This is a genomic window from Mycobacterium sp. UM_CSW (assembly GCF_000455205.1).
Classification (GTDB): domain Bacteria; phylum Actinomycetota; class Actinomycetes; order Mycobacteriales; family Mycobacteriaceae; genus Mycobacterium.
This window is the reverse complement of record NZ_AUWQ01000012.1, coordinates 77,916-92,521: the sequence shown is the minus strand read 5'-3', so window position 1 is coordinate 92,521 and position 14,606 is coordinate 77,916. Positions and strand designations below refer to the sequence as shown.

14 protein-coding genes are annotated in these 14,606 nt (G+C 68.5%); 6 read left to right on the top strand and 8 right to left on the bottom strand.

The features are described 5' to 3' along the window. Nucleotides 1-6: 6 nt before the first annotated feature. Together N415_RS05265 and N415_RS05260 are read right to left on the bottom strand one after the other, a co-directional pair. Entirely contained in the window at nt 7-828 is an 822-nt protein-coding gene (locus N415_RS05265) for a mycofactocin-coupled SDR family oxidoreductase (protein WP_068177894.1), read from the bottom strand. Continuing rightward, nucleotides 825-1,997 (bottom strand): acyl-CoA dehydrogenase family protein, encoded by a 1,173-nt coding sequence (locus N415_RS05260; RefSeq protein ID WP_068177892.1) that lies wholly within the window; start codon nt 1,995-1,997, stop codon nt 825-827. The genes N415_RS05265 and N415_RS05260 overlap by 4 nt, the downstream gene beginning before the upstream one ends. A gap of 134 nt (nt 1,998-2,131) precedes the next feature. Between N415_RS05260 and fabG the strand changes: the two genes are divergently transcribed. From fabG to N415_RS05230, 6 genes are all read left to right on the top strand, one after another. Beyond that, nucleotides 2,132-2,872 carry a 3-oxoacyl-ACP reductase FabG gene (gene fabG, locus N415_RS05255; RefSeq protein ID WP_193376407.1) on the top strand — a complete coding sequence of 247 codons (741 nt, stop codon included), beginning with the start codon at nt 2,132-2,134 and terminating at the stop codon, nt 2,870-2,872. Nucleotides 2,873-2,886: 14 nt separating this feature from the next. Beyond that, nucleotides 2,887-4,104: an acetyl-CoA C-acetyltransferase gene (locus N415_RS05250; RefSeq protein ID WP_068177890.1), complete on the top strand. Its 1,218-nt coding sequence runs from the start codon at nt 2,887-2,889 to the stop codon at nt 4,102-4,104. Then, nucleotides 4,101-5,303: a CoA transferase gene (locus N415_RS05245; protein ID WP_068177888.1), complete on the top strand. Its 1,203-nt coding sequence runs from the start codon at nt 4,101-4,103 to the stop codon at nt 5,301-5,303. The genes N415_RS05250 and N415_RS05245 overlap by 4 nt, the downstream gene beginning before the upstream one ends. Next, a complete protein-coding gene (locus N415_RS05240) occupies nt 5,300-6,493 on the top strand; it encodes an acyl-CoA dehydrogenase family protein (protein WP_068177886.1) in 1,194 nt (397 codons plus the stop codon). Before N415_RS05245 ends, N415_RS05240 begins: the two co-directional genes overlap by 4 nt. A gap of 4 nt (nt 6,494-6,497) precedes the next feature. Beyond that, entirely contained in the window at nt 6,498-7,190 is a 693-nt protein-coding gene (locus N415_RS05235; RefSeq protein WP_068177884.1) for a GntR family transcriptional regulator, read from the top strand. A gap of 79 nt (nt 7,191-7,269) precedes the next feature. Next, nucleotides 7,270-7,632 (top strand): hypothetical protein, encoded by a 363-nt coding sequence (locus N415_RS05230; RefSeq protein ID WP_068177883.1) that lies wholly within the window; start codon nt 7,270-7,272, stop codon nt 7,630-7,632. Here N415_RS05230 and N415_RS05225 read toward each other — a convergent pair. From N415_RS05225 to N415_RS05200, 6 genes are read right to left on the bottom strand one after another with little or no spacing between them, the layout of a single operon-like run. Next, nucleotides 7,629-9,161 (bottom strand): class I adenylate-forming enzyme family protein, encoded by a 1,533-nt coding sequence (locus N415_RS05225; protein WP_068177881.1) that lies wholly within the window; start codon nt 9,159-9,161, stop codon nt 7,629-7,631. The genes N415_RS05230 and N415_RS05225 overlap by 4 nt on opposite strands. After that, complete coding sequence (locus N415_RS05220; RefSeq protein WP_068177879.1) at nt 9,154-10,695, bottom strand: class I adenylate-forming enzyme family protein; 1,542 nt, start codon at nt 10,693-10,695, stop codon at nt 9,154-9,156. The genes N415_RS05225 and N415_RS05220 overlap by 8 nt, the downstream gene beginning before the upstream one ends. Continuing rightward, nucleotides 10,685-12,145: an AMP-binding protein gene (locus N415_RS05215; RefSeq protein WP_068177877.1), complete on the bottom strand. Its 1,461-nt coding sequence runs from the start codon at nt 12,143-12,145 to the stop codon at nt 10,685-10,687. Before N415_RS05215 ends, N415_RS05220 begins: the two co-directional genes overlap by 11 nt. After that, entirely contained in the window at nt 12,145-12,939 is a 795-nt protein-coding gene (locus tag N415_RS05210; RefSeq protein ID WP_068178142.1) for an enoyl-CoA hydratase/isomerase family protein, read from the bottom strand. The genes N415_RS05215 and N415_RS05210 overlap by 1 nt, the downstream gene beginning before the upstream one ends. Beyond that, a complete protein-coding gene (locus N415_RS05205) occupies nt 12,936-13,748 on the bottom strand; it encodes an enoyl-CoA hydratase/isomerase family protein (protein WP_068133528.1) in 813 nt (270 codons plus the stop codon). Before N415_RS05205 ends, N415_RS05210 begins: the two co-directional genes overlap by 4 nt. 10 nt (nt 13,749-13,758) lie before the next feature. Then, a complete protein-coding gene (locus tag N415_RS05200; RefSeq protein WP_068177875.1) occupies nt 13,759-14,580 on the bottom strand; it encodes an enoyl-CoA hydratase-related protein in 822 nt (273 codons plus the stop codon). Nucleotides 14,581-14,606 lie beyond the last annotated feature (26 nt).

Genomic DNA, 14,606 nt, shown 5'->3' with positions numbered 1-14,606 from the left:
GGCCGATCAGTATTGCGTCGAGCCCTGGTCGACCGGGATCTGCGCGGCGGTGATGTTGCGCGATTCGTCGCTGGCCAGCCAGCACACGGCGTCGGCGACGTCTTCGGGCTCGGCGGCCCAGGTGGGCAGGAAGGGCGTGAGCATGTTGGTCAGCTGCGGGTTGGTTTCCATGGCCTTGGCCATCGCCGCGATCATGTCGCCGGATCCCATCGGGGTGTTCACCGGGCCCGGGTGCACGCTGTTGACCCGGATCGAATGCTTGCCCAACTCGGCGGCGAACGCGCGCGCCATCCCGGCGACCGCGTGCTTGCTGGTGGTGTAGTGCACCATGAACGGCTGCAGCTTCATGCCGGCCGCGGAACTGATCAGGATGATCGAGCCGCCGCGGCCACCTTCGATGATCTTGTCGGCGCCCGCCATCACGGTGTTCCAGGTGCCGGTGACGTTGATCTCCATGACGTCTCGGAACGATTCGGGGGTGATGTCGTTCCAGGCCTGCGGGGCCGAGATGCCGGCGTTCGCGACGATGATGTCAAGGCGTCCGAAGGCGCCAACGCCGTCCTCAACCACCCGGCGGAGTTCGCCGAAGTCGCGAACGTCGGTGTGGGTGGCCAAGATTCGACGGTCCTCCTGTTCGACGATGCGGACGGTTTCGGCGAGGTCGTCGGGAGTGGCGGAATCGTAGGGCACGCAGGAGGGAAGCTCTCCGGCGATGTCGACGGCGATGATGTCGGCGCCCTCCCGGGCCATCCGAAGTGCATGGGCCCGGCCCTGGCCGCGCGCCGCCCCGGTGATGAGGGCCACCCGCCCCGCCAACCTGCCGCTCATCGCTGCGCCGCCTTCACGAGGTTCGAACCGATGATCAGGCGCTGGATCTCGCTGGTGCCCTCGTAGAGCCGCAGCAGGCGCACGTCGCGGTAGATGCGTTCGACGGGAACGCCGTGCATGTAGCCGCTGCCGCCGTGCACCTGCACCGCGAGATCGGCCACCTTGCCGGCCATTTCGGTGCAGAACAGCTTGGCCGCCGACGGCGCGATCCGGCGGTCTTCGTTGCTGACCCACAGCCGCGCGGCCTCGCGCACCAGCGCGCGCCCGGCCAGCACCCCGGCCTGCTGGTCGGCGAGCATCGCCTGCACCAGCTGAAAGCTCCCGATCGGCGTCCCGCCCTGCGTCGCCGTGGCCGCATAGGCCACCGACTCGTCGAGCGCGCGTTGCGCGGCGCCCACCGCGATTGCCGCGATGTGCACGCGGCCGCGCGCCAACGACGTCATCGCGGCCCGGTAGCCGATGTCCTCGCTGCCGCCGATCAGCGCGTCGCCCCCGACGCGGACGTCGCTGAAGCTGACGTCGGCGGTCCAGGCGCCCTCCTGGCCCATCTTCGCGTCCTTGGCTGCCACCTGGACGCCGGCCGTGTCCGCGGGGACGAGGAAGACGGCGATCCCTGGGCCCTGGTCGTCGGCCGGTCGGGTGCGCGCGAACACCACGAACAGGTCGGCGACCGGCGCGTTGGTGATGAAGCGCTTGTCACCGGAGATCACCCACTCGTCACCGTCGCGAACGGCCTTGGTCCGCAGGCCGGCCGGGTTCAAGCCGGCGCCGGGCTCGGTCAGCGCGAAGGAGGCGACGACGTCACCGGACGCCATCGACTCCAGCCAGCGTCGCTTCTGTTCGTCGGTGCCGAAGCCGACCAGAACCTGTCCCGCGATGCCGTTGTTGGTGCCGAACATCGACCGCACCGCGAGCGAGGTGTAGCCCAATTCCATTGCCAGCTCGACGTCTTGGACGAGATTCAGGCCGAGGCCGCCCCACCGCTGAGGGATCGCATACCCGAACAGACCCATCTTCTTGGCGTGGTCGCGCAGGTCGTCCGGCACCCGGTCGTCGGTCAGGATTTCCTGCTCGCGCGGGACGACGGCGCTGCGGACGAAGTGCCGGGTCTGGGCGAGGATCTCCCGGAAGTCCTCGTCGGGTACCTCCTGAATTTCGGCAGTCGTCATAGGCGGGCGCTCCTCTTTCGAAGTTGGTCGCTGGGCCGCGGCGCACCCGGCGCCGAGCGCGATCCTATATGAAATATGATATTCGACCGACGGGCACCCCATGGCGGGAGCAAAGCGAGGGAGGCGGGATTAACGTGTCGTTGCTGGATGGTCAGACCGCAGTCGTCACAGGTGGCGCGCAAGGGCTGGGCTTCGCGATTGCGGAGAGATTCGTCGCCGAGGGGGCGCGGGTCGTGCTCGGGGACGTCAACCTCGAGGCGACGCAGGCCGCGGCCGACAAACTGGGCGGCGACCAGGTAGCGCTGGCCGTCCGCTGCGACGTGACGCAGGCGGCCGAGGTCGAGGCGTTGATTCAGACCGCCGTCGAGCGCTTCGGCGGCCTGGACATCATGGTCAATAACGCCGGCATCACCCGCGACGCCACGATGCGCAAGATGACCGAAGAGCAGTTCGATCAGGTCATCGACGTGCACCTGAAGGGGACGTGGAACGGCATCCGGCTGGCGGCGGCGATCATGCGGGAAAACAAGCGCGGCGCCATCGTGAACATGTCGTCGGTGTCGGGCAAGGTCGGCATGGTCGGCCAGACCAACTATTCCGCAGCCAAGGCCGGCATCGTCGGCATGACCAAGGCCGCGGCCAAGGAGCTTGCTTACCTCGGGGTGCGGGTCAACGCGATCGCTCCAGGCCTGATTCGCTCAGCCATGACGGAGGCTATGCCGCAACGCATTTGGGATGAGAAGGTGGCCGAGATCCCGATGGGCCGCGCCGGCGAACCCAGCGAGGTCGCGACCGTCGCGTTGTTCCTCGCCTCCGATCTGTCCTCGTACATGACAGGCACCGTGATGGAAGTCACGGGCGGCCGGCACATCTGAGCGGAGCAACGAGTATGCGTCAGACCGTCATTTGTGAGCCCGTGCGCACGCCCATCGGCCGCTACGGCGGAATGTTCAAGTCGCTGACCGCCGTTGACCTGGGCGTGGCCGCCCTCAAAGGGCTACTCGAGCGGACCGGAATCGCCCCCGACTCCGTGCAGGATGTCATCCTCGGGCACTGCTATCCCAGCAGCGATGCGCCGGCGATCGGACGGGTCGTGGCGCTGGATTCCGGCCTGCCTGTGACGGTTCCGGGGATGCAGGTCGACCGGCGCTGCGGGTCGGGACTGCAGGCGGTGATCCAGGCGTGCCTGCAAGTGGGCAACGGTGACCACGATCTCGTGATCGCCGGCGGCTGCGAAAGCATGAGCAACGTCGCCTTCTACTCGACCGACATGCGTTGGGGCGGCGCCCGCGGCGGGATCCGGGTGCACGACGGGCTGGCGCGCGGACGCACCACCGCCGGTGGCCGGCACTACCCGGTGCCGGGCGGGATGCTGGAAACCGCCGAGAACCTGCGCCGCGAGTACGGCATTTCGCGCCAGGAGCAAGACGAGCTCGCGGTGCGCTCGCACCAGCGCGCGGTGGCCGCCCAGAAGGACGGCATCATGGCGGAGGAGATCATTCCGGTCTCCGTCCGCACCCGCCAGGGTGAAGAATTGATCGACACCGACGAGCATCCGCGCGCCGACACCTCGGTGGAGTCATTGAGCAAGCTCAAACCTGTTCTGCTGGCCGAGGATCCGGAGGCGACGGTGACGGCCGGCAACGCCAGCGGGCAGAACGATGCGGCGTCGATGTGTGTCGTGACTACGCCGGAGAAGGCGGCCGAATGCGGCCTGACGCCGCTGGTCCGCCTGGTGTCGTGGGGGTCGGCGGGCGTGGCGCCCAACATCATGGGCATCGGCCCGGTGCCGGCCACCGAGGTCGCCTTGGCCAAGGCGGGCCTGCGGCTGTCCGACATCGACGTCATCGAGCTCAACGAGGCGTTTGCCGCGCAGGCGCTTGCGGTGATGCGCGAATGGAATTTCGGCGCCGCCGACCACGATCGGACCAATGTGCACGGGTCCGGAATTTCGCTGGGCCACCCCGTCGGCGCGACCGGCGGCCGGATGCTGGCGACCCTGGCGCGCGAACTCAACCGCCGCCAGGCGCGCTACGGGTTGGAGACCATGTGCATCGGCGGGGGCCAGGGCCTGGCCGCGGTCTTCGAGCGGGTCGCCCCGTCGTGAACGCTCCGTTGAGCGGCCTCGCCATCGTGGAGGTGTCCAGCTTCGTCGCCGCACCGCTGTGCGGGATGACGCTGAGTCAGCTTGGCGCGCAGGTGATCCGCGTCGACCCGATCGGCGGCGCCTCCGACGTCGAGCGCTGGCCGCTGTCCGCCGCCGGCACGTCGATCTACTGGACCGGACTGAACAAGGGAAAGCGTTCGGCCGCCATCGATCTGCGCTCGGCCGAGGGCCAGGAGCTGGTCCAGCGGCTGATCGTCGAGGGCGACGGCATCGTCGTCACCAACGCCGGCGGGCTACCCTGGCTCGGCCACGATGTGTTGGCCGCCAAGCGTTCCGACGTCATCCACGTCCAGCTGCTCGGACGCGGCGACGGGTCCACCGCGGTGGACTACACCGTCAACGCGGGCATCGGGTACCCGCTCGTCACGGGCCCGGCCGAGCACGCCGGCCCGATCAACCACGTGCTGCCGGCCTGGGACGTGTGCTGCGGCCTGTACGCCGCCCTCGCCGTTGTCAGCGCCGTTCGGCGCCGCGACCACATTGGGGCGGGCGCGCGCATCAGCCTCGCGCTGGAGGACGTCGCGCTGGCCACGGCCGGGAACCTCGGGCTGCTGACCGAGCCACAGGTCAACGGGACAGAGCGCCAACGGCTCGGCAACGCCATCTACGGCCAGTACGGGCAGGACTTCACCAGCAGCGACGGGGTCGGCTTCATGGTGGTCGCCTTGACGCGCAGGCACTTTCGCGACCTCGTGGAGGTGACCGGCACGGCTGCCGCGGTGTCGGCGCTCGAGGAGGCGCTGGCGGTGGATTTCGGTTCGGAGGGCGACCGCTACCGCTACCGCGACGCCCTGTCCGGGCTGTTCGGCACGTGGTTCGCCGACCACACGGCCGATGAGGTCACCGCCGCGCTGTCGGGGACCACGGTGCTGTTCGAGCGGTACCGCACCTTCGCCGAGGCCGCCACCGACGCCAAGGTGACGGCCAACCCGCTGTTTTCCCGGCTGCACCAACCGGGCGTCGGGGAGTACCTCGCTCCCGGCCTGCCGGCCGCGTTCGACGGCACCCATGCCGCGAGCCCGCCGGCGCCCGCGCTGGGACAAGACACCGCCGACGTGCTCGCCGAGCGCTTGGGGTTGACGACCGCGGACATCGCGCGACTGACGAGCGCCAAAACGATAGGGACGGAAAGCGCATGACCAGACTCGCCCAAACCCTCGGCCTCACCGAGTTCCAGACCGAAATCGTCGCTACGGTACACCAATTCGTCGAGAAGGAAGTCATTCCCAACGCGCCGCAGCTCGAGCGCGACGATGCCTATCCCCAGGCCATCGTCGATCAGATGCGCGAGATGGGCCTGTTCGGGCTGATGATTCCCGAGGAATACGGCGGGCTGGGGGAGTCGCTGCTGACCTACGCGCTGTGCGTCGAGGAGTTGGCCCGCGGCTGGATGAGCGTGTCCGGGGTGCTCAATACCCACTTCATCGTGGCCTACATGCTGCGCCAGCACGGCACCGACGCCCAGAAGCAACGGTTCCTGCCGCGCATGGCGACCGGCGAGTCGCGCGGCGCGTTTTCGATGTCCGAGCCCGAGCTCGGCTCCGACGTCGCCGCGATCCGTACCCGGGCCCAGCGCGACGCGGGCGGTGGCTACACCATCAACGGCCAGAAGATGTGGCTGACCAACGGGGGCAGCTCGACCCTGATCGCGGTGCTGGTGCGCACCGACGAGGGCGCGGACAAGCCGCACCGCAACCTCACCGCTTTCCTCGTCGAAAAGCCAACGGGCTTCGGCGAGATCATGCCCGGCCTGGTGATCCCCGGCAAGATCGACAAGCTGGGCTACAAGGGCATCGACACCACCGAGCTGATCTTCGACGGTTACCAGGCGAGCGCCGACGACATCCTCGGCGGCACGCCCGGCCAGGGCTTCTTCCAGATGATGGACGGCATCGAAGTCGGCCGGGTCAACGTGTCGGCGCGCGCGTGCGGCATCGGCATCCGCGCCTTCGAACTCGCGGTGCGCTACGCCCAGCAGCGGCAGACCTTCGGCAAGCCGATCGCGGAACACCAGGCCATCGCGTTCCAGCTAGCCGAGATGGCCACCAAAGTGGAGGCCGCGCACCTGATGATGGTCAATGCGGCACGGCTGAAGGATTCCGGCGAGCGCAACGATGTCGCCGCCGGCATGGCCAAATACCTTGCCAGCGAATACTGTTCGGAAGTCACCCAGCAGAGCTTCCGGATCCACGGTGGCTACGGTTATTCCAAGGAATACGAGATCGAGCGGCTGATGCGCGACGCCCCGTTCCTGCTGATCGGCGAGGGAACCAGCGAGATCCAGAAGTCCATCATCAGCAAGCGGCTACTTGCCGAGTATCAGGTGTGAGGCGATGACCACCCCGGATTTCGCTGCGCGGCCGCAACTTTCCGACGACGTCGCGCGCTTCGTCCGCAGAAGGATCTTCGACGGCACCTACGCGAGCGGAACGTATGTGCGCCTGGACCAATTGGCCGCCGAGCTCGGGATCAGCGTCACGCCGGTGCGCGAGGCGCTGTTCGCGCTGCGCGCGGAGGGGTTGGTCGCCCAGCAGCCGCACCGCGGCTTTGTGGTGTTACCGGTTACCGGGCGCGACGTGACCGATGTCGCCAACGTGCAGGGCTACGTGGGAGGAGAGCTGGCCGCGCGGGCCGCGGTCAACATCACCGACGAGCAGCTGGGCGAACTCAAGCAGATCCAGGCCGAGCTCGAAGAGGCCTACGCCGGTGACGACACCGAGCGGACCGTGCGCCTCAACCACGAGTTTCACCGCGCCATCAACGTCGCCGCGGACTCGCCGAAGCTCGCTCAGTTGATGTCGCAGATCACCCGTTACGCACCGGAATCGGTGTTCCCCGCCATCGAAGGTTGGCCGGAGCAGTCGATCAAGGATCATCGGCGGATCCTGTCCGCCCTGAAAAAGCACGACCAGGAGCTCGCGCGGGCGGCGATGTCGCAACATCTTGCCGCGGGCGCCGTCCCGCTCATCGATCACCTCACCGCGCGGGGTGTCGTAGCGAATGGGAGTCACCCGGAACCTGGGTGAGCCGGGACAGCTGTTGTTGCCGACCCGCCCTGGGCTTAGGCTGCCATCGGAGGCGGCAAACAACACAAAGCGAGGAACAATGCCCCGAACGCTTCGCCCAGCGGCCGTATTCGTCGCATGTGTGGCCGCGATTCCGCTCGCGGCGCCCGCCGTCGCCGACCCGATGGATCCGATCCCCGGCAACGGTGTCTTTGTCGTGGGGCCCGACATCGCGCCCGGCCTTTACCGAACGGGCGGTTCGGCCTCGGCCTTCGGCGTCTGGATAAACAACGTGCCGACCCAGGACTCGATGTGCGCGTGGTTCACCTACAGCACCCCCGATGCGAACAAGGACCACGTGCTCCAGACGAACATGTCCATCGGCCCCATGTTCGCGAACATCAACACGTCGGTTAAGGCCTTCGAGTCGCAGAACTGCCAGCCCTGGACGCGGGTTCCCTAGGGCACATTCGCCTCGATCAACATCTCCCGCAGTCGGCGAATGTCGAGTTTGCCGGTGCCCCCGCGCGGGACCTCATCGTCGGATTCCAGCAACAGCCACACCGTCGGGACCTTGAACGCGCTCAACAGCTTTCGCGCCGATGTGTGCAGCTGCTCGGCGGTCCGCGGGCGCGCGCACACGACCGCGGCGCCGACCCGTTCGCCCGTGTCGCCGGCCACGTTGGTCACGTAGGCGCTCTGGACGCCGTCGATCGCGCGCAGGGCCCGTTCCACCTCGCTGGGATAGACGGTCGCGCCGCTGACCTTGAACATGTCGTCGGACCGGCCGTGGTAGAACAGGAATCCGTCCTCGTCGAGGCGACCGAGGTCACCGGTGGGGTAGTAGCCGTCGGGGGTGAACAGCTCCTCTCGGCTGCGACGGCAGATGCCGCGCAACGTGTGTGGCCCCCGGATTTGGATCTGCCCAACGGATCCCGCCCAAACCGGCTCGCCGCTGTCGGTGTCGACGATGCGGACCTCCATGCCGGGGAACGGCTTGCCGCAGCTGCCCCAGGCGGAAGGCGGCATGTCGGTGTCGGCAGCGTAGCCGCAATAGGGACCGAACGCCTCCGTCATGCCGAACAGCGTGGCCCGCGCGCCGGGTTGGGCCCGCCGGTCGGGCGGCAGTAGGGCTTCCAGGCTTCCCGGCCGCAGGGCCGACAGGTCGGCACCGACGGTGTCAGCGTGCCGTGCCAGTGCCTCGGCCTGATCGGGCCATCCGCGAAACAGCGTGACCCGCTCGGATTCCAGCAGCCGCAGGGTGGTTTCGGGCTGCGGTATTTCCTCGGTCACCAGGGTCGCGCCGGCCAGCAGCGTGGACAGGATGCCGCTGCCGAATCCGCCCACCCAGAAGAACGGCATCGGAAGATACAGCCGGGAGTCGGGCGTGATGCAGCGCGCCGCCAAGCCCGACCCCACGGCGGCCAACGCGTTGCCGTGGGAGTGGATGACGCCCTTGGGTGTTCCGCTGCTGCCCGAGGTGAACATGATGACCATCGGATCGGCGGCCGTGACCGTCTCGGTCATAGCGTCGACGATCCGGCGGGCGGGCTCGCTCGAAACGGCGTTGTCGAGCCGGTCGATCGGCCAAACCTGGCGCAGGGCGGGAAGTTCCAGTCGCGGCACCGCCTCGATGTCCTCCAGGTACCGGTGGCCACGGAACTCTTCCACGCTCACCAGGAATTGAACCGACGCGGCCCGCAGCTGCGCGACCAGCTCGCCGGGTCGTAGCAGGGTGCTGAGCGGAACCAGCACGGCGCCGAGGCGTGTCAGGGCGATCGCCACCTGCACCCAGCGGACGCTGTTCGGCATGATCAGCCCGACGCGGGTTCCCTTGCCGACACCGGCGTCGACGAAGACCGCGGCCAGATCGCGTGTGGTGGAGTCGAGTTCGCGGTAGCTCAGCCGCGCCGTCGGGTCGATCACCGCCGGCTTAGGGCCGTGTTGTGCGGCGCGAGACCGCACCAGTTGGTCGATGGTGCGCTCAGGCATCGAACAGTTTCCGCAACCGTTGGGTGTCGACCTTTCCGCTCGACAGCCGCGGAATCTCGTTGCGCGGCAAGGCGATGAGCCGCTTCGGGATCTTGTACGCGGACAATTCCGTCTTGAGACGCTCCCGCAGCGCGGCTTCGTCGAGACCCGGACGGGCGACGACGGCGGCGACGAGTTCCCCCCGTCGCTTGTCCGGAATGCCCACGACGTGAGCCTCGACGCCGGTGACCTTGGCGATCGCGTTCTCAACCTCGGCCGCCGAGACGTTGGCCCCCGCCGTCTTGATCATCGCGCCGAGCCGGCCGGCGAAATAGAAAAACCCGTCGGCGTCGACGCGCACCAAATCGCCCGTGTGAAACCACCCGTCGGCGTCGAAGCACTCCTCGCGGCTGCGTTTGTAATACCCCTGCATCACGTAGGGTCCGCGGATACACAGCTCCCCGATGCCGGAGGCATCCGGGTCGACGATCCTGGTGTCGAATCCGGGGGCCGGCTTGCCGAAGGATCCGCGGCGGTGTTCGGGTTGGTCGGATTCGTCGCCGCTGATCAACACCACGCTGCCGGCCTCGGTCAGGCCCAGCATGTTGTGCCGCAGTTCCGGATCGGCCGGTCGGGCGTCGGGCGCCATGATCGGATACAGATTGCCCCGGCGCATCGACGACAGGTCGCGCCCTGGGAAGCTGGGGTGATCCGCGAGGTGCGCGATCCCTGCGACGAAACCATTGGTGATGGTGGGCCTTTCGGCCTCGAGCAGGTCGAGGGTCACGCCCGGGTCGGTGGCATTCGAGCACACCAGGGCGGACCCGGCGACCACGGTGGCGAGCAGGCCGAATGCGAACCCGCCGATCCAGAAGAACGGCGAATTGCAAAACAGCCGATCCGCCGCGGTTAGCCCGCGGATCTCGTTGAGGTTCCGCTGGTGGGCGAGCAGGCCGGCGTGCGTGTGCACCACGCCCTTCGGGGCGCTGGTGGAGCCCGACGTATACACGATGGCCAGCGGATCGCAGCCGTCGACGTCGTCCTCTATCGCCTCGAGCAACCCGGGCGCGACGGTGCGGGCTATCCGGTACGGATGGCCGGAATTGACGATGACGTGACGCAATTGCGGCGCGGCGGTCACGAACAGCCGCTCATCGGTGACCGGCTCGGGACGCGACAGCGCCTCGGCCAGCCGTTGCGCGTAATCGTGGGAGCGAAAAGAGCGGGCGGACAGCAGGATTTGGGTGTCGCTGTCGACGAGCTGCTCGCGTAGCTCGCGAGCGGTGGCGAACGTGGAGAACGGGATCACCACCGCGCCGATTCGCGCGGCCGCGAGCATCCCGACGACGAATTCGATGCCATTCGGGTAGAGCAGCCCCACGTGGGTGCCCTTGCCCGCCCCCAGCGCGATCAGCCCGCGGGCCAGCTCCGCCGAGCGCCGCTCGGCCTCCGCGTAGCCGATGCGCTCGCCGTCGCACACGAGAAGCGCGTGCTCCGCGCGGGACTGGGCCTGGCGTCGCAGGACCTCGGCGACCGTGGGGGAGTCACCGGGCATGGTCGCGATGGGCCGCGGACTTGCTGAAGTACAGCCTGACCTGGCTGAGGTCGGCCTTACCGGAGGGCGTTCGCGGGATCGCATCGACGATCGCGATCTCGGTGGGGATTTCGTAGCGCGCCAGCCGCGTTCGCAGATACTGCACCAGCGTGTCGGAGTCGGCGGACGCGGGCTGGCGCAGTTGCACCATCGCGACGGGCGTCTCCCCGAGCCGTTCGTCGGACCGCGCGACCACGGCGGCGCCCGCCACCGCGGGATGGTCTTCCAACGCGACGCGTACGTCGTCGGGCATCACCTTGAACCCGCCGCGGATGATCGCCTGGTCGGCCCGCCCGACGATCCAGACGAAGCCGTCCGCGTCGATGCGGGCCAGGTCGGTGGTTCGCATCCATTTCGCCGATGGGCCCAGTTGCCCGGGCTTGACCTCCAGCAGGCCGACCCGGTCGGGCCCGAGCGGCGCGCCTTCGTCGTCGACCACCCGCAGGTGTGCGCCCGGGTTGGCCCGTCCGACGCTGCCGCGCTTGGCTTGCCAGTGCTTTTGGTAATCGGCGAGGGTCCAGCCGGCGACACCGCCGCCGAATTCCGTTGCCGCGTAGGAGGTGAGGACCGGGATGCCGTACTTCTCGGTGAAGGCGTCGGCGTCGTCGGCCGACAGCGGTGCGGTGCCGCAGGTGACGGCGCGGATGCTCTCCAGGTCGGCGCGGGTCAGGTCGGAGTGCAGCACCGTCCGCAGCGCGGCCGGCACCAGCGACACCGTGCGGGGCCGGTGGGTGCGCACCGCCTCGGCCCATGCCTGCAGCTCGAAGCGCTCCAGCAGCACAAAGGGCCTGGCCTCGGCGACGCACTGCAGAACCCGGAACACCCCGCCGATGTGCACCAGCGGCGAGTTGACGATCGCGACGCCGCGGCGCAGCTGCGTTGGCGCCGGGGCGGTTTCCGGGTCGGGGCCCATCACGCTGCGCGCCAGCATGTCGTAGCTGAGATCGATTCGTTTGGGCGGCCCCGTCGTCCCGCTCGTCAGCATCCGCACCGCCACGCCGCGCTGGGCGGCGGATCTGTCGCAGGCCTGCCCCCGGGCGTCGACGGAGGTACCGATGATCGCCACCGTCGCGGTGCCGGCCGGGACCAGCGTGGCCAGGTCGTCGGGTTCGCCGATGATCAACGGCAGCCGCAGGGCGGCGATGTCGACCCGGGTGCGGTCGTCACCGCGGCCGGGGTTGATGGTGACCACCGTTCCGCCGCCGAGCAGCACCCCGAGGAAGGCCGCGACGTGGCCGGGCCGGTTGCGCAGCAGCATGCCGACGCCGGAGGCCCCGGCGGCCACGGATTCGACGCGCCGCGCGGTGTCGCCCACTTGGCGCCACGAGATCCATTGGCCCCCATACTCGATCGCGTGCGCGTCGCGCTGCAGGTCGAGCACGTCGGCGATGCGTCGGCTGAGCGGGTGCATCACCGGATCTTCGGTTCGCGCGCAGCGACCTCGCCTTGCTGGGCGCGCAATTCGCGCAATTCCGCGGTGCCGAGCGGGTTGCCCAGACGCGTATAGATGAGCCCCTGCTCCAGGGCGGCGCGGTAGGGCCGGTCCAGCGATTCCCAGATCGCCTTCACCGTGCCCTGGGTCGCCGACGGCGGCTTGGCGGCGATGGTCGCGGCGATCTCGTGGGCGCGCCCCCACAGTCGGTCGCGGGCGACGACCTCCGAAACCAACCCGATGCGCAGGGCGGTGTCGGCTCCGACGCGCTCGTCGTTGCCCATCAGCGCCATCCGCAAGGTCTCGCCCAGGCCGATGCGCCGCATCAGCCCGATCGGCTCCAGCGCGCACACCAGGCCCGCCGATACGTGCGAGTCGAAAAACGTTGCGTCGTCCGAGCAGATGACAACGTCGGATTCGTTGAGGAAATAGAACGCGCCCGCGGTGCACATGCCCTGGACGGCGCACACCACGGGTTTCCACATCTTCTGCCACTTGGGACTGAGCGCCTCGCCCGGATCCTCGTGGTTCCACACGTTTTCGGGTTGACCGTACGGCGTCTTGACGTCCAGACCGGCGCTGAACGCCCGGTCGCCGGCCGCCCGCAGCACCACCGCGTGCACGGACTCGTCAAGCTTGACCGCGCGCCAGGCCCGGGCCATCTCCTCACACATGGTGCGGTTGAACGCGTTTAGCTGCTCGGGCCGATTCAGCGTAATGGTGGCGACGTGGTCGTCGGCGTCGACCTCGAGCAGGATGGTTTCAAAGCTCATCTGCATTGCCAATTCGGCTTCCGCTTTTCGACGAAGGCCTTGGGGCCTTCCTGCGCATCCTCGGTTCGCAGCACGCGCTCGCGGAAGGTCTCGGCGAGTATCTCGGCCTCGTGCAGCGGCACGTTCAGGCCCTTGAGGATGGCCAGCCGGGTCCCCCGCACCGCCAGGGGCGCGTTGGAGTTGACGATGTCGGCGATCTCGTAGGCCCGGTCCAACAGGCGGTCGTGCTCGACGATTTCGCTGATCAATCCGAGTTCGTAGGCGCGTTGCGCGCTCATCCGCTCGTGCTTGCCCATCAGGGCCATCCGCAGCGCGATCGAGCGGGGCAACACTCTGGACACCCGCACCAATTCGCGCCCGGCCACCAGCCCGATGCTCACGTGCGGATCGAAAAAGGTCGCCTGCTCGGACGCGATGACGATGTCCGTCGTAGTGACCCAGTCCATGCCGGCACCGCAGCACAGCCCGTTGACCGCGGTCAGCACCGGCTTGGCCATGGTGCGAAACGGCGGAGTGCCCTCCTGCGGTGCCTCCCACTGGTCGTATGTCGACAGGTACGGGCGCTCGTAGATCACCTTGCCGTCTTCGGGAATGGCCTTCACGTCGGCCCCCGTGCAGAACGCGCGGCCGGTGCCGGTTACGACGAGCAGCCACACCTTGTCGTCGTTCTCGGCTTCGTCGTAGGCGGCGCGGAGTTCGGTGATCATGTGCGGGCTCAGCGCGTTGAGCGCCTCCGGACGGTTCAGTGTGATGGTGGCCGTGTGCCCGTCGACGTGGTAGTTGATGGTGTCGAACGAGTCAGTAGGCATCCGCGCTCCCTCATCTGCCCTGGAACTTTGGCGCCCGCCGTTGCCGAAACGCCTCCAGCCCCTCTTTGAAATCGCCTGTCCGACAGGAGAGTTCCAGATTGAACAGCTCCTGCGTCAGCGATTGACTCAACGTCGCGTGCTGACCGAAGTTCAGGGCCTGCTTGGCCAGCCCGATCGCGGCCGTCGGTCCCGAGGCCAGCCGCTCCACCAGTTTCCCGGCGGTGTCGTCGAGTTCGGGTCCGCTCACCGCCTGGTGGATCAGCCCCCAGGCGGCCGCGTCGGTCGCGTTGACCTTCTCGCCCAGCAGCAGCATCTGCCTGGCCCGTGCCAGCCCGACCAGGCGGGGCAGCAGCCAGGTGGAGCCCGAATCCGGGCTGAAACCGCGGTCCACGAACGGTTCCCACAACACCGCGTCGGTGGCGGCGACGGTGAAGTCGGCGGCCAGTGCGAGGTTGCAGCCGAACCCCACCGCCCATCCCCGCACGCTGCAGACCACCGGCAGCTGAACGCTCGCGACGAGTTCGATGACCCGGTGGGCGGCGTGCGGGATCCGCCGCACCAGATCACCCGCGCGGGGACGTTGGCCGCCGGGCTCATTGGCGGCCACCCAGTCGGCGCCGGCGCAGAAGTCTTCTCCCGCGCCGCGGATGTGGATCGCGCGCAACGAATCGTCGGCGGCCGCATCGGTCAGCGCGTCGACGAACTGACCGATCATCAAGTGGGTCAAGGCGTTACGCTGCGCCGGGCGATTCAAGGTGACCCGCAGGACCGCGCCATCCCGGCACGCGTTGACCGATCCCTCGGCCTCGGCCGCGTCGGCCCCATGACTCACCGTCTACCCGGCCTTTCTCCGCCGAT

Coding starts and splice junctions, on each gene's coding strand:
- N415_RS05265 (WP_068177894.1), bottom strand. CDS start 828: ATGAGCGGCAGGTTGGCGGGGCGGGTGGCCCTCATCACCGGGGCGGCG.
- N415_RS05260 (WP_068177892.1), bottom strand. CDS start 1,997: ATGACGACTGCCGAAATTCAGGAGGTACCCGACGAGGACTTCCGGGAG.
- N415_RS05250 (WP_068177890.1), top strand. CDS start 2,887: ATGCGTCAGACCGTCATTTGTGAGCCCGTGCGCACGCCCATCGGCCGC.
- N415_RS05240 (WP_068177886.1), top strand. CDS start 5,300: ATGACCAGACTCGCCCAAACCCTCGGCCTCACCGAGTTCCAGACCGAA.
- N415_RS05235 (WP_068177884.1), top strand. CDS start 6,498: ATGACCACCCCGGATTTCGCTGCGCGGCCGCAACTTTCCGACGACGTC.
- N415_RS05230 (WP_068177883.1), top strand. CDS start 7,270: ATGCCCCGAACGCTTCGCCCAGCGGCCGTATTCGTCGCATGTGTGGCC.
- N415_RS05225 (WP_068177881.1), bottom strand. CDS start 9,161: ATGCCTGAGCGCACCATCGACCAACTGGTGCGGTCTCGCGCCGCACAA.
- N415_RS05220 (WP_068177879.1), bottom strand. CDS start 10,695: ATGCCCGGTGACTCCCCCACGGTCGCCGAGGTCCTGCGACGCCAGGCC.
- N415_RS05215 (WP_068177877.1), bottom strand. CDS start 12,145: ATGCACCCGCTCAGCCGACGCATCGCCGACGTGCTCGACCTGCAGCGC.
- N415_RS05210 (WP_068178142.1), bottom strand. CDS start 12,939: ATGAGCTTTGAAACCATCCTGCTCGAGGTCGACGCCGACGACCACGTC.
- N415_RS05205 (WP_068133528.1), bottom strand. CDS start 13,748: ATGCCTACTGACTCGTTCGACACCATCAACTACCACGTCGACGGGCAC.